Annotated in this window: 14 protein-coding genes; 7 read left to right on the plus strand and 7 right to left on the minus strand. The window is 70.5% G+C overall.

Annotated elements, in window-relative coordinates; translation table 11 throughout:
- Window positions 1-20: 20 nt before the first annotated feature.
- On the minus strand, window positions 21-1,001 hold the full coding sequence (locus tag CI785_RS06895) for a branched-chain amino acid ABC transporter permease (protein ID WP_105031354.1): 981 nt from the start codon (window positions 999-1,001) through the stop codon (window positions 21-23).
- Between the two features lie 9 nt (window positions 1,002-1,010).
- Window positions 1,011-2,336, minus strand: coding sequence for a branched-chain amino acid ABC transporter permease (locus tag CI785_RS06900; protein ID WP_105031355.1), 1,326 nt, complete (start codon window positions 2,334-2,336; stop codon window positions 1,011-1,013).
- A 297-nt stretch (window positions 2,337-2,633) separates the two neighbouring features.
- On the opposite strand from CI785_RS06900, the gene CI785_RS06905 reads away from it, so the two are divergent.
- Complete coding sequence (locus CI785_RS06905; RefSeq protein ID WP_105031356.1) at window positions 2,634-3,488, plus strand: Bax inhibitor-1/YccA family protein; 855 nt, start codon at window positions 2,634-2,636, stop codon at window positions 3,486-3,488.
- A 118-nt stretch (window positions 3,489-3,606) separates the two neighbouring features.
- On the opposite strand, the gene galK is transcribed toward CI785_RS06905, so the two are convergent.
- From galK to CI785_RS06920, 3 genes are read right to left on the minus strand one after another with little or no spacing between them, the layout of a single operon-like run.
- Entirely contained in the window at window positions 3,607-4,764 is a 1,158-nt protein-coding gene (galK, locus tag CI785_RS06910; RefSeq protein ID WP_105031357.1) for a galactokinase, read from the minus strand.
- On the minus strand, window positions 4,761-5,891 hold the full coding sequence (gene galT / locus CI785_RS06915; RefSeq protein ID WP_105031358.1) for a galactose-1-phosphate uridylyltransferase: 1,131 nt from the start codon (window positions 5,889-5,891) through the stop codon (window positions 4,761-4,763). Before galT ends, galK begins: the two co-directional genes overlap by 4 nt.
- Complete coding sequence (locus CI785_RS06920) at window positions 5,888-6,688, minus strand: DeoR/GlpR family DNA-binding transcription regulator (RefSeq protein WP_105031359.1); 801 nt, start codon at window positions 6,686-6,688, stop codon at window positions 5,888-5,890. The genes galT and CI785_RS06920 overlap by 4 nt, the downstream gene beginning before the upstream one ends.
- Window positions 6,689-6,816: 128 nt before the next feature.
- Here CI785_RS06920 and CI785_RS06925 point away from each other — a divergent pair, with 128 nt between their 5' ends.
- The 4 genes from CI785_RS06925 to CI785_RS06940 all read left to right on the plus strand — a co-directional run bounded on the left by CI785_RS06925 (window position 6,817) and on the right by CI785_RS06940 (window position 11,055).
- Window positions 6,817-7,731, plus strand: a complete 915-nt coding sequence (locus CI785_RS06925) for an aldose 1-epimerase family protein (protein WP_105031360.1) — start codon at window positions 6,817-6,819, stop codon at window positions 7,729-7,731.
- A 146-nt stretch (window positions 7,732-7,877) separates the two neighbouring features.
- On the plus strand, window positions 7,878-9,107 hold the full coding sequence (locus CI785_RS06930; protein ID WP_105031633.1) for an AI-2E family transporter: 1,230 nt from the start codon (window positions 7,878-7,880) through the stop codon (window positions 9,105-9,107).
- 98 nt (window positions 9,108-9,205) lie between these two features.
- Window positions 9,206-10,459: a threonine ammonia-lyase gene (gene ilvA, locus CI785_RS06935; RefSeq protein ID WP_105031634.1), complete on the plus strand. Its 1,254-nt coding sequence runs from the start codon at window positions 9,206-9,208 to the stop codon at window positions 10,457-10,459.
- Between the two features lie 8 nt (window positions 10,460-10,467).
- Window positions 10,468-11,055: a rhomboid family intramembrane serine protease gene (locus CI785_RS06940; protein ID WP_105031361.1), complete on the plus strand. Its 588-nt coding sequence runs from the start codon at window positions 10,468-10,470 to the stop codon at window positions 11,053-11,055.
- Between the two features lie 13 nt (window positions 11,056-11,068).
- Here the strand turns inward: CI785_RS06940 and greA are convergent, their stop codons facing one another.
- Both greA and CI785_RS06950 read right to left on the minus strand, forming a co-directional pair.
- A complete protein-coding gene (gene greA, locus CI785_RS06945; RefSeq protein ID WP_105031362.1) occupies window positions 11,069-11,560 on the minus strand; it encodes a transcription elongation factor GreA in 492 nt (163 codons plus the stop codon).
- A gap of 196 nt (window positions 11,561-11,756) precedes the next feature.
- Entirely contained in the window at window positions 11,757-12,191 is a 435-nt protein-coding gene (locus tag CI785_RS06950; protein ID WP_240615053.1) for a DUF4307 domain-containing protein, read from the minus strand.
- A gap of 74 nt (window positions 12,192-12,265) precedes the next feature.
- On the opposite strand from CI785_RS06950, the gene mca reads away from it, so the two are divergent.
- Window positions 12,266-13,186: a mycothiol conjugate amidase Mca gene (gene mca / locus CI785_RS06955; RefSeq protein ID WP_105031364.1), complete on the plus strand. Its 921-nt coding sequence runs from the start codon at window positions 12,266-12,268 to the stop codon at window positions 13,184-13,186.
- A gap of 36 nt (window positions 13,187-13,222) precedes the next feature.
- On the plus strand, window positions 13,223-13,621 hold the full coding sequence (locus CI785_RS06960) for a hypothetical protein (RefSeq protein WP_338064880.1): 399 nt from the start codon (window positions 13,223-13,225) through the stop codon (window positions 13,619-13,621).
- Window positions 13,622-13,625 lie beyond the last annotated feature (4 nt).

Raw genomic sequence — 13,625 nt, forward strand, 5'->3', positions numbered from 1 at the left:
GCTGTTGCTGTGGCTGCCGGTCATGCGAACGCCAACTCCTTCTTGTTACCCAGGACACCCTGCGGCCTGAAGACCATGAGCAGCATCAGAGCCACACCCACGAGGATGTAGCGGAGCTGACCCGCCTGTGAGTTGGACAGGAACGTGATGGCGCCGACCTCGATCGCGCCGTAGAGCAGTCCCTGCGTCAACGAGAGCACCACCCAGAAGATCATCGCCCCGATGACCGGTCCGAGGACAGTGGCCATGCCCCCGAGCAGGAGGCAGGTGTAGAGGAAGAACGTCAGTTCGGTCGCGTAGTTCGCGGGCTGTACCGCGCCGCGGGGCAGCGTGAAGATGATGCCCGCGAGCGATCCGAGGACACCGCCGATCACGAGCGCCTGCATCTTGTAGGCGTAGACGTTCTTGCCGAGCGAGCGCACCGCGTTCTCGTCCTCGCGGATGCCCTTCAGCACGCGGCCCCAGGGGCTGCGCATGAGGAGCCAGACCACGAGGCAGGCGAGGACGACGACCGTCCAGCCGACGATCCGGATCCAGAAGTCGCGCTCGTTCATGCCCAGCGGACCGATGTTGTAGGTGCCCGGTGGGAACGGGTTCAGGTCGAAGAACCCGCCCTCGAAGGCTGCGAGCCCGTTGGCCGAGCCCGTGATGTCGGTCAGTCCGTTGGTCGTCACGATGTAGCGGATGATCTCCGCGGCCGCGATCGTCACGATCGCGAGGTAGTCCGCGCGGAGCCTCAGTGTCGGGATGCCGAGCACGATCGCGAAGACCACCGAGGCCAGCAGGGCGACGAGGACGGCCACGGGCAGCGGCGCGTTGAAGCTCAGCGTGGAGATGGCGTACCCGTAGGCGCCGACGGCCATGAAGCCGGCCTGGCCGAAGTTCAGGAGGCCGGAGTAGCCGAAATGCACGGCGAGGCCGAGAGCGGCGAGCGCGTAGGCCGCCGTCGTCGGGCTGATCAGTTCGCCGAAGGCGTTGACGAGGATGTTACCGAAGTCCATGGGGAGCCCCTAACCTATGCGCTCTCGGCGGCCGAGGATACCCTGCGGCCGGAACAGGAGCACGAGAATCATGATCAGCAGCGCTCCCACGTATTTGAGGTCTGCCTCGAGCCAGATCGTGGAGATCTCCACGAACAGCCCGACGATGATGGAGCCGACGAGCGCGCCGAAGACGGTGCCCAGACCACCCAGGGTGACGCCGGCGAAGATGAGCAGCAGGATCTGCTGGCCCATGTTGTAGGACACCCCGGGGCGGTAGTAGGCCCAGAGGATGCCACCGAGGGCCGCGAGCATCCCGCCGACCACCCACACGATCCGGATGACGCGGTCCACGTCGATGCCGGAGGCGGCGGCGAGCGCGGGGTTGTCGGCGACGGCACGCGTGGCCTTGCCGATCCGCGTGCGCAGGAGCAGGAACGCGACCGCGAGGATGATCACGAGGCTCACGATCAGGGAGATCAGGTTGTTGCGGGAGATGGAGACCGATCCGAGGTCGATGATCTCGCTCTGCGAGCCGGGCAGCTGCTGCGTGGCCCCGCCGAAGAAGAACTGGATGATGTACCGCAGCGCGAGCGCCAGGCCGATGCTGACGATCATCATCGGGACGAGCCCGGTGCCGCGCCGGCGCAGGGGCTTCCACAGTCCGGCATCCTGCACGTAGCCCAGGAGCCCGCCGCCGAGGACCGCGAGGACGACGGCGGCGGCGATCGGCAGTCCTGCTCCCGCGAAGGCGAATGCGAGGACCGCGCCGAGTGTGACCATCTCTCCGTGGGCGAAGTTGGTGAGGCCCGTGGTGCCGAAGATGAGCGACAGCCCGACGGCGCTGAGGGCCAGCAGGAGGCCGAAGCTGAACCCCGCCAGGGCACGTTCGGCGAGCGTCTCCAGGAACGGCGTCTGCTGCGTCACGATGCCCTCCCCGAACAGGAACAGGGTGGTGGCGCTGGACGTGTTGGCGAAGGTGACCTGGCGAGGGTTCTCCTGCCCTTCGGCGAGGGTGATGCCCTCGGGGAGGGTGTCCTCGTCGATGGCCACCTCGTAGGTGCCCTGCTCGGGCACCCCGATGCTCCAGGCACCGTTGGGGCCCGAGGTGGCTTCCCCTTCGAACCCGTCGCCCGTCGCGGTGACCGTGACGTCGGCGATGGGGCCGTCGGCCCCGCGCAGTACACCGCCGATCCGGTTGTCGAACTCGGAGGCCTGGACGGACGAGGCGGTCTGCGCCTGGGGCAGTGCGGGGGACGCCTGCGCCGCGGGGGCGCCGAGCAGCACGATCGTCAGGAAGCCGAGCACCAGGAGCAGCGACCTCCTGATCCGTGCAGGCGTCGATAGGGTGATCAAGATGGGAACCTCCACGGTGGGGGCAGTCCCGGCGGGCAGCCGCCGGTATCAACGGGTGTGACGAGTGTCACGGCGTGGGGATCATGTTACTAGCGGCATGTTTCGGCTTTCCGCAAAAGCGTCCCGCAAAGGTAGCGATTCGATAACGAAAGTTTTTGCAAGGCACCTTCGTATTGCAATTCCGCGGGCGCGGGACGCCTGGTTGCCCTACGCTGTGCGGGAACATCCGGGGCCGCGAACCGTTGGGATTGGTAGGCTTGGAAGACACTCGGCCCCCTAATGGAGGACTAACTCAAAATGGCACTTGGCGGTAATCCGGTATTCAACGGGAAGAACTTCCGTTCCGCTACCCGAGGCAACGAAACGGCCGGTTTCGGCACCATGACCTACGGCGGTACGGCGGTCGCGAACCAGCAGCAGCTGGAGCACATGTACAACCAGCCGTCGGCGGGTCCTGCCCAGACCGGACGCATGACCTTCGACGACGTCATCGTCAAGACGCTGCTCTGCCTGGGTCTCGTCCTTGTGGGTGCGGCTGTCCCCGCGTTCGTCCTGCCGGGTCTCGCCCTTCCGCTCATGGTGGTCGGGGCGCTCGGCGGCTTCGTGCTCGGCCTGGTGAACGCGTTCAAGCGTGAGCCCTCGCCCGCGCTGATCCTCGCCTACGCCGGGCTCGAGGGCCTGTTCGTCGGTGGACTCACCATGTTCCTGGAGGCCCTGTACCCGGGCATCGCCATGCAGGCCGTGCTCGGCACGCTCGTCGTCTTCGGCGTGACGCTCGCGCTCTTCAAGAGCGGCAAGGTCCGCGCGACCCCCAAGGCCATGAAGTTCTTCATGATCGCGATGATCAGCTACGCGGTCTTCTCGCTGCTGAACCTCGGCCTGATGGTGTTCGGTGTGACGAGTGACCCCTGGGGCCTGCGCGGTGCGAACATCCCGGGCACGGACATCCCCTTCGGCGTCGTGATCGGGCTCCTGGCCATCGGCCTGGCCGCCTTCTCCCTCATCGTCGACTTCACCTCCATCAGTGAAGGCGTCCGGCAGGGCGCCCCGCAGAAGTACTCGTGGACGGCTGCGTTCGGCCTCACGGTGACGCTCATCTGGCTGTACGTCGAGATCCTCCGCCTCCTCGCGATCCTGCGCGGCGACGACTAGCAGCACCCGGGGCATCGAGCGCCCCACCTGAACAGGAAGAGACCCGCAACCCTCCGGTTGCGGGTCTCTTCTTCATCATGCGGGCGTCCTGTCCTCGCGATGCCCGCGGACGAGCCGGTCAGGCGACGCGCGCGGCTCCGGCGCCCGGCAGGACGCTGAAGATGACCGGAGCGCGGAAGCCCGCGGCGGAGAACGCCTCCTCCACGGCGGCGCGGATGGCCGGGACGGCGTCCACACGGGCCAGGGCGATCGCGGCCCCGCCGAAGCCGCCGCCGGTCATGCGGGCGCCGATCGCGCCGGCCTCGAGCGACGCGTCCACCGCGGTGTCGAGCTCGGCGCAGGAGATCTCGAAGTCGTCCCGCATCGAGGCGTGGCTCGCCACGAGCAGTGGACCGAGGTCCGCCGGACCCTTGCTGGTGAGGATCTCCACGGCGTCCTCGACGCGCGCGTTCTCGGTCACGATGTGGCGCACGCGCCGGAAGGTCTCCTCGTCGAGGATGCCGGCCGCCTCCGCGAGGTCGTTGACCGAGAGGTCCCGGAGCGCCGGCACGCCCATGAGCTCCGCGCCCAGCTCGCACGAGCGCCGCCGCGCAGCGTAGCCGCCGGTGGAGTGCGAGTGGCTGACCCGGGTGTCGATGACCATGAGTTCGAGCCCGGCGCCCTCCAGGTCGAGGGGGACCAGTCGCGAGTCGCCGGAGCGGCAGTCGAGGAACACGGCGTGGCCCACCTCGCCGAGGAGCGACGCCGACTGGTCCATGATGCCGGTGGGGGCGCCGACCATGCGGTTCTCGGCGAGCTGCCCGATCACGGCGAGCTCCCTGCGGGGGACGTCGGCCCGGGCGAGCTCGTTCGCCGCGACCGCGACGGAGCACTCGAGGGCCGCCGAGGAGGACAGGCCCGCGCCGACCGGCACCGAGGAATCGACGAGGAGGTCCATGCCGGGGCAGCGGTGGCCCGACTGCTCCATGGCCCACAGGACACCGAGCGGATACGCCGCCCAGCCCTCCACGCCGCCCTCCTCCAGGGTGTCGAGGTCGGCGGTCACGGGCGCCTCGTCCGGTGCGAAGGTGGACGCCACCCGGACCAGCCGGTCCGGGCGGGCGGCCGCAGCCACCGTCGTCGAGTGCTTGATTGCGAACGGCAGCACGAAGCCGTCGTTGTAGTCGGTGTGCTCGCCGATCACGTTGACGCGTCCCGGCGCGGACCAGAGACCGTCGGGCTCGGTGCCGAAGCGCTCGGTGAAAGCGGCCGCGAGGTCGAGGGGGGTGGAGTTCATGCCTGGTCCTTCCGGGCTGATGCGGGAGTGGCGCTACGGAGTGCTTCCGCGACCTTCTCCGGGGTGGTGTCGTTGATGAAGGCGCCCATGGCGGCCTCCGAGCCCGCCAGGAACTTCAGCTTGTCGGCGGCGCGGCGGGGTGAGGTCAGCTGGAGGTGCAGGTAGCTGGCCGGCCGCAGGACGTCGTCCACCGGTGCCTGCTGCCAGGCCGCGATGTACGGGGTGGGCGTGGGATAGAGGGCGTCCAGCCTGCCGAGGAGCTCGAGGTAGACGGTGGTGAGCTCGTCGCGCTCCTCGCCCGTGAGGCCCGTGATGTCGGCGACCTGCCGGTGGGGGACCAGGTGCACCTCGAGCGGCCAGCGTGCCGCGAAGGGCACGAAGGCGCTGAAGTGCTTCCCCTCGATCACCATGCGCTCGCCGGACGACCGTTCGGCGGCCAGGGCGGAACCCATGAGCGTCTGCGTCCGGCCGGAGGCCTCGTAGAACTCGGAGGCGCGGGCCGCGAGTGTCGCGGCGCGCGGCGGGATGAAGGGGTAGGCGTAGATCTGCCCGTGCGGGTGGAGCAGCGTCACGCCGATGTCCGCCCCGCGGTTCTCGAAGCAGAACACCTGCTTGATCCCGGGCAGGGCGGACAGGGCCTCGGTGCGCTGGGCCCAGGCGTCGATGACGGTCCGGGCACGCGCGGGGCTGAGGGACCCGAAGGAGCCCTCGTGCGCCGAGTCGAAGGCCACCACCTCGCACCGTCCGTACGCCGTCGCCGTCGTGCCCCACTCCGGTGCTGCCGGGAGGGCGCCGAGGTCGGGGCCGAAGGAGGAGAAGCGGTTCTCGAACACGACGACCTCGTAGTCGGACGCCGGGATCTCGGAGAGGTTCGCCGCTGTGGTGGGGCACAGGGGGCACTGGTCGGCCGGCGGGAGGTGCGTGCGCGACTGGCGATGGGCCGCGACGGCGATCCACTCGCCCGTCAGGGCGTCGTAGCGGGCAGTCCCCGCGGGTCCGCGCGGCGGCAGGCCACGCGCGTCCGAGGTGGCGGCTGCGTCCCGGTGCTGCGCGGCGCTCTCCTCGCGGGCGTCGAAGTAGATCAGCTCGCGTCCGTCGGACAGGCGGGTGGGCGTGATGAGGGTCATGGGCGTTCTTCCAGGTGGGGGTCGGGCACGGGGTCGGAGAGGATCCGGGTGAGGGCGGCGTAGCGGTCGTCGGGCTGCCGGTCGGTGACGAGGGCGGCGGCGGCGTCCAGGGCCGAGACGCGGGCGAGGCTGACGACACCGATCTTCGTGGCATCGGCGAGGACGACGAGCTGCCCGCAGGTGCGGGCGAACGCCTGGTTCGTGTCGGCCTCGGCGAGGTTGGGCGTGGTGATGCCGGCCTCGGCGTCGACGCCGTGCGCGCCCATGAAGCAGAGGTCGGCGCGGAGGGAGGCGATGGCGCCGGTGGCGAGCGGACCCACGAGCGCCTTGGACGGCGTGAGCTGGCCGCCGGAGAGCAGGACCTGCGGTGCGGTGTCACCGGGGGAGGCGCCGCGCAGCCGGTGCAGCTCGTCCGCCAGCGGCAGCGAGTTGGTGATCACGGTCAGCCCCGGGATGCGGGGGAGGAGGGGTGCCAGGGCGAAGGTGGTGGTGCCGCCCGTGATGGAGACCGTCATGCCGGGCGTCAGGAGGGAGGCGGCGGCCGCCGCGATCCTTCGCTTGGCCTCCCCGCCGCGCGTCCGGTTGGCCTCGAAGCCCGCCTCCACGGAACTGAGGCTGCCCGGACGGACAGCGCCACCGTGGACCCGCACGAGCGCCCCGCGGGCCTCGAGCGTGTCGATGTCACGGCGGACGGTCATCTCGGAGACACCCAGCGCGACGGCGAGGCCCCTCACCCTGACGGCGGGCTGACGCGTCAGGTGGTCGAGGATCGCCGCATGGCGCTCCGCTGCGAGCATGATCCTCCTCGTGGGGCCGTGGTGTTCACTCGAACGTCTCCGAACCGAATCGAACAAAAGCTATCATACGGTGGCCGGCCACCGCCGGTTACGGCAACGTGCGGCCCCGCCGGCGGTAGCATCGCTGCATGACCTCGGCGACCCCACTGGCCAGCGGCACGAACTACACCCTCAAGGCCGGACCCGGGACCGTCGTCGTGGCGACGCTCGCGGCCGCGCTGCGCTCCTACGAGTACGACGGCGTGGCCCTCACCGAGACGTGGGGTGACGGGGCCATCCCCGCGGGCGGCGGCGGCATCCTCCTCGCGCCCTGGCCCAACCGCGTGGCGGGCGGCCGGTGGTCGCTGCACGGGCAGGAGCAGCGGCTGGACATCACCGAGCCCTCGAAGGGCAACGCGATCCACGGGCTCCTGCGGAACACCGGCTACCGGGCCGTCGACGTCGGGACGTCCAGCGTGGTCCTCGAGGCCGAGGTCTTCCCGCAGCACGGGTACCCGTTCCACCTGCTCCACCGGGCGAGCTACGAGCTCACGGAGGAGCAGCTGACCGTCACCCAGGAGCTGACCAATCTCTCGACGACGGCCGCGCCCTTCGCCCTCGGTGCCCATCCGTACCTGAAGATCTCCGACGTCCCCACCGAGGACCTCACCCTGACGCTGCAGGCGGAGGAGATGTTCGAGGCGGACGACCGGTCGATCCCTACGGGCAAGGCGCCCGTGGCCGGTCAGTACGACCTCCGCGACGGCCGGCGGATCGGGGACATCGAGTTCGATGCCGCCTTCACGGGCCTGGCGATGGTGGACGGACGCTACGAGCACGTGCTCTCGGCTCCGGACGGCCGGAGCGTGACCCTCTGGGCCGACGCGCCCTTCGCCTACGCCCACGTGTTCATCAGCACCATCTACCCCGGCGTGAGCAAGGCCGTGGCCGTCGAGCCGATGACGGCACCCGCCGATGCGTTCAACTCCGGGGAGGGCCTCCGGTGGCTCGAGCCGGGGGCGTCCTTCGCCGCGGGATGGGGGATCCTGCCGGGTCTCGGATAGACCGCGGAGGCCTGCGCGGAGGGGTTCTGTGGAAGGATTGACCCATGCAGCGCTTCCCCGCAGCGAAACCCCAGCGCGCCCTCCAGCGTGCGGTGAGCCGTGGCGCCGCTGCCCTGCCCGACCCGCTGCCTCCGCAGCCGCCCGAGATGCGGCAGCCCGAGCGCGCCGACGACCGGACCGATGTCCCGTTCGCGCTGCGCGTCGCCGCCTCGTGGTCCTGGCGGCTGGGGCTCGTGATCGTGGTCGGCGGCGCGCTGATCTACCTCCTGACCCGGATCTCCCTCCTCGTCATCCCGCTCATGATCGCCGGGCTGGTGGCCGCACTGCTGCTGCCCGTCAAGACCGCCCTCCGGCGTCGAAGGGTCCCCAACGGGCTCGCCGTCGCGATCACGCTCCTCGCGTTCTTCGGCCTCATCACGGCGGCACTCCTCCTCGTCGGGCGTCAGCTCGCCCTCGGGCTGGCGAGCCTCGGAGGTGAGGCCCAGACCGGCGTGCAGCAGATGCTGACCTGGCTGTCACAGGGCCCGCTCCAGCTCTCGGCGTCGCAGATCGACCAGTACCTCCAGGACATCGGCAACGCGGTCCAGAGCAACAGTGCCTCCATCCTCAGCGGGGCGCTGTCCTTCGGCACGACGGCAGGACACGTGGCCGCGGGTACGCTCCTCACGGTGTTCGCGCTGATCTTCTTCCTGCTCGACGGCGGCCGCATCTGGCGCTTCCTCGTGGGGCTCGCCCCGAGCCGTGCGCGCGCGGCGGTCGACGGCGCCGGCCGGCGCGGCTGGATGTCCATGGCCAGCTACGTGCGCGTGCAGATGCTCGTCGCGGCCGTGGACGCCGTCGGCATCGGTGTGGGCGCGGCCGTCATCGGCGTTCCGCTGGCCCTGCCCCTCGGCGTGCTCGTGTTCCTCGGCTCCTTCATCCCCATCGTCGGTGCCCTCGCCACCGGTTCCGTGGCGGTCCTGCTGGCCCTCGTGGCCAACGGCTGGGTCAATGCGCTCGTGATGCTCGCCATCGTGTTCCTGGTCCAGCAGCTCGAGGGGCACGTCCTCCAGCCGCTCGTCATGGGGCCCGCCGTCGCGCTCCACCCGCTCGCCGTCGTCCTGGCCGTCGCGGGCGGCACGCTCCTGGCCGGGATCCCGGGCGCCCTGTTCTCCGTGCCGATCCTCGCGGTGCTCAACACATCCGTCCGTTACATAGCGCACCGGGCCTGGGAATACGATCCCGTGGTGGCTCGGGCCGGCTGGCCACGCGCCGGAGGGTCCGTCATTAGCGGGCCGGCGGCATCGGAGAGAGGATCTTCGCCGTCGCCGGCCAGCACCCCGGGACCCTCCGCCGCCGAGCAGGCGCCAGCACTCCAGAGAGAGACCTCCCAGTGACCGAGCAGACCGTGACGAACTCCACCGCAACCCCCCGGACCAGCCGGATCCCCGGCGCGACGACCGGCGCGAGCCCCGGCGCCGTCACCGTGCTGGAGATCCCCGCCGGCACCGACCTCCCAGTGACCCTGGCCGATGTCGAGGCCGCGCACAGGACCCTCGAGGGCGTCATCGCCCGCACGCCGATCGAGCAGTCGAGAGCCCTCGGCCGCCTCACCGGCTCGCCCGTGTCCTTCAAGTGCGAGAACCTGCAGCGCGCCGGGTCCTTCAAGGTCCGCGGCGCGTACAACCGCATGGCGAAGCTCAGCGAGGCCGAACGTGCGCGCGGCGTCGTCGCGGCGTCGGCCGGCAACCACGCCCAGGGCGTTGCCGTGGCCGCGGCCCGCCTCGGCATCTCCGCCCGCATCTACATGCCCCTCGGGGTCGCCCTGCCGAAACTCGCCGCGACGCGCGGCCACGGTGCCGAGGTGGTGCTGCACGGCTACAACGTCGACGAGGCGCTCGCCGAGGCCCGCAGGTACGCCGACGAGACCGGCGCCGTCTTCGTCCACCCGTTCGACAACGTGGACGTGGTGGCGGGCCAGGGCACGGTGGGCCTCGAGATCCTCGAGCAGGTGCCCGACGTCGACACCATCCTCATGGGCGTGGGCGGCGGGGGACTCCTCGCCGGGGTGGCCGTCGCGGTCAAGGAACGGGCCAGGGAACTCGGCCGGACCATCAGGATCATCGGGGTGCAGGCCGAGAACGCCGCGGCCTACCCGCCGTCCCTGGCCGCCGACGCCCTCGTGCCCCTGACGAAGGTCTCGACCATCGCGGACGGCATCGCCGTCGGGAGGCCCGGCCAACTGCCGTTCTCGATCATCAGGGAACTCGTGGACGACGTCGTGACGGTCAGCGAGGACTCCCTCGCGCGGGCGCTCATCTTCCTGCTGGAGCGGTCCAAGATGGTGGTGGAACCGGCCGGCGCCGTGGGCGTGGCGGCCCTGCTCGACGGCAAGCTCACCGAGAACGGGGCCCAGCCCGGCAACACCGTCGTGGTGCTCTCGGGCGGGAACATCGACCCGATGCTCATGCTGAAGGTCATCCAGCGCGGCCTCGCCGCGGCGGGCCGCTACCTGGTGGTGCGGATGCTGCTGGACGACCGCCCCGGCTCCCTCGCCACCATCTCCCGGATCATCGCGGAGTCGGACGCGAACGTGACAGGCCTGGACCACACGCGGGTGGGCGGATCCATCAGCATGGGCGACGTCGCGATCACCATCAACATGGAGACCAAGGGGGAGGAGCACTGCGAGCAGGTGCTCAGCAACCTGCGCGCCGAGGGCTTCCAGCCGGTCGTCATCCGGGGCTGAGGACCGTCATGCAGCCGCTCGCACGCCGGGCGCAGGCCGGGCTCGTCACCGTCGCCGTGCTCGTCGGCGCGATGTGGGTCGTGTTCGGGCTGAACCTCGTCCTCGGGAATCTCCTGGTCCGCACCCTGGGCATCGCGCCCCGCCGGATCGACGGGCTCGACGGCGTGCTGTTCGCCCCGCTCCTGCACGGGGGCCTCGGGCACCTGGCGGGGAACACCCTGCCGCTGCTGGTCCTGGGGTTCCTGGCGTTCCTGGAGGGCGCGCGGCGTTTCGCGGCGGCCGTCGGCATCAGCTGGCTCGCCTCCGGCCTCGGGACGTGGCTCTTCGGCGGAGGACTGACGATCGGCGCCTCGGGCGTGGTGTTCGGCCTGTTCACCTACCTGATCACGCGTGGGTTCTACAACCGCGACTGGCGGCAGATCCTCCTCGCGGGGGTCCTGTTCGCCGTCTACGGGTCCATCCTGTGGGGCATCCTGCCGGCGTTCGGGTCCAACGTGTCCTGGCAGGCGCACCTGTTCGGGGCACTCGGCGGGGTCCTGGCGGCCTTCCTGCTCAAGCGGAAGCGGCCCGCCCCCGAGGGGACGGACCGCTTCTGACAGGGCCGCGCGGTCAGCCTGCGTACGGCGTGGCCGAGATGATCTCCACCGTGATCTGCCGGCCGTTGGGCGCTGCGTACGTGACGGTGTCGCCGGCCTTCTTGCCCTGGATCGCCGCACCGAGCGGTGACTTCTCGCTGTAGACGTCGATGTCCGTGTCGCCGGCGACCTCGCGGCTCCCGAGCAGGAAGTTCTCCACGTCGCCCGCGATCTTCGCGGACACCATCATGCCGGGCTCGACGACCCCGTTGTCCGCCGGGGCCTCACCCACGTGCGCGTTGTTGAGCAGATGCGTGAGCTGCCGGATCCGGGCCTCGGCCTTGCCCTGCTCCTCCTTGGCAGCGTGGTACCCGCCGTTCTCCTTGAGGTCGCCCTCGGAGCGTGCCTGCTCGATGCGGGCGACGATCTCCGTGCGGCCGGGACCGGACAGGTACTCGAGCTCGGTCTTGAGTCGGTTGTAGGCCTCCTGCGTGAGCCAGGCGACCGGTGCGCTGTTCGTGGACACGGATTACTCCTTCGATACGGCCGCCACCGTGGTGGAGGGGCTGATGGCGGGGCGGATGGTGGTGGAGACACCACCCGCGGCAAGCAAACACCCCGCCTCGTGGGACCGGAGGGCCGGTACCCGGTGAAGCGGGGCTAGGTATCGGTCCAGTCTAGAGGGGAGGGGGCCAGAACCCAAGAGAGCCGCGGGGGAGCGCTCAGTCCTCGGCGATCCAGCAGGCGTTGACACCGCCGGACACCGCCGGCGAATCGGTGCGGATGTCGGCGCGGTGCGCCGTCGTGCCGCCGCCGTTCGCTCCGTCCTCGGCACCGTTCGGCCCGATGGTCACCACTTTCCAGCCGACGACGGCGTAGTTCTCGCTGAGGACCTGCACAGCGCACTGCGCCGTGGCCGAGCGGTCCTTCGTCACCTCGAAGTCCACGCTCGCGCGACCGTCCGCGATGAGGGAGAAACCCACGTCCTTCGACGAGACGTCGGGGCTGCCGGAGGTGAGGGCCATGGCGGCCACGGCGGCCACGGCTGCGAGGAGCACGGCGATGATCAGCGTCCGCGAGCGGCCCATCTTCTTCCGGCGCTTTGGGGCGCCGTAGCGATTGGCTAGGCTTGGGGGTGACGTCTGGGCGGAGCTCACCCTCCTATTTTACCGTCCGTCCCGGGCGGCCACCTCCGGCCGCCCTCCATCCCCCGCAGACCCAGGAGCACGTGTTGCCGAGCCAGGATCTTTCCCGTGTCACCCGTGAGGGCTTCCGCCTCCTCGCGGTCCATGCCCACCCCGACGACGAGTCGAGCAAGGGTGCGGCCACGATGGCGGGCTACGTCGCGGCCGGCGCCGAGGTCATGGTCGCGACGTGCACGGGAGGTGAGCGGGGCTCCATCCTCAACGCGGCGATGAACGACGACGCCCACGCCAAGCGGGACCTGGCGGGCCTCCGCCGCGTCGAGATGGCCCGCGCCGCGGCCGAGCTCGGCGTGCAGCAGCGGTGGCTCGGGTTCACCGACTCGGGCCTGCCGGAAGGGGATCCGCTCCCTGACCTGCCCGCCGGGTGCTTCGCTCTGCAGCCCCTCGAGCAGGCCGCGGCACCGCTGGTGAAGCTCGTGCGCGAGTTCCGCCCGCACGTGATCCTCAGCTACGACGAGAACGGCGGCTATCCGCACCCCGACCACATCATGGCGCACCGGATCGCCGTCGAGGCGTTCGAGGCCGCCGCCGACCCGCAGCGCTACCCCGGGACGGGCGAGGCCTGGAGCGTGTCGAAGCTCTACTACGACCGCGCCTTCAACCCGGAGCGGTTCCGCGCGCTGCACTTCGCCCTCGAGGAGGCCGGCCTGCAGTCGCCCTACGCCGAACGCATCGCGCAGTGGCTGGAGGCGGACGCCGAGGGCCACCAGCCCCCCGCTCCCGTCCATCCCACCACCACGCAGATCGACTGCGGCGACTTCTTCGGGCACCGCGAGCGTGCACTGCTGGCGCACCGGACGCAGGTGGATCCCGAGGGCTTCTTCTTCGCCGTCTCGGTGGAACTACAGCAGCAGGTCTGGCCGTGGGAGGACTACTCCCTCATCACCTCGCGCGTGGACGCCCCGCTCCCCGAGGACGACTTCTTCACCGGCATCACGCCGGACTAGGTCCTCCCGACATTTCTATCCCGCGTAGAATTGAGCGTGGCGGTCATCCCACCCGCCGCGATCCCCGAAAGTGGTGCATGCGTGTTCCTTGACCTGGCCCTGGCTGCAACGACGACGCCGTCGGGGGACCCGACGCTGAAACCGGGCCTCGACCCGGCCTCGGTCACACCCGGGACCCTCGGTTTCCTGGCGACCCTGTTCGTCGTCGTGATCGTGGTCTTCCTCATCCGCGACATGGTCAAGCGCATCCGACGGGTCCGGTACGCCGCCGAGGTGGAGCAGGCCCGCGTCGAGCGGGCCGCGGCGGGCGGCGCCGCCCGGTCAGGGGCTGACGACGCCGACCTGCGCGGTCCGCAGGACGGCAGCGGCCCGGGTGGCACGGACGGCGTCGGCCGGCCCCTGCCCGGCGGGAAGCACGGCCCGGACAACCGCTGAGCTC

The organism is Arthrobacter ruber, assembly GCF_002954225.1.
GTDB lineage: Bacteria > Actinomycetota > Actinomycetes > Actinomycetales > Micrococcaceae > Arthrobacter_D > Arthrobacter_D ruber.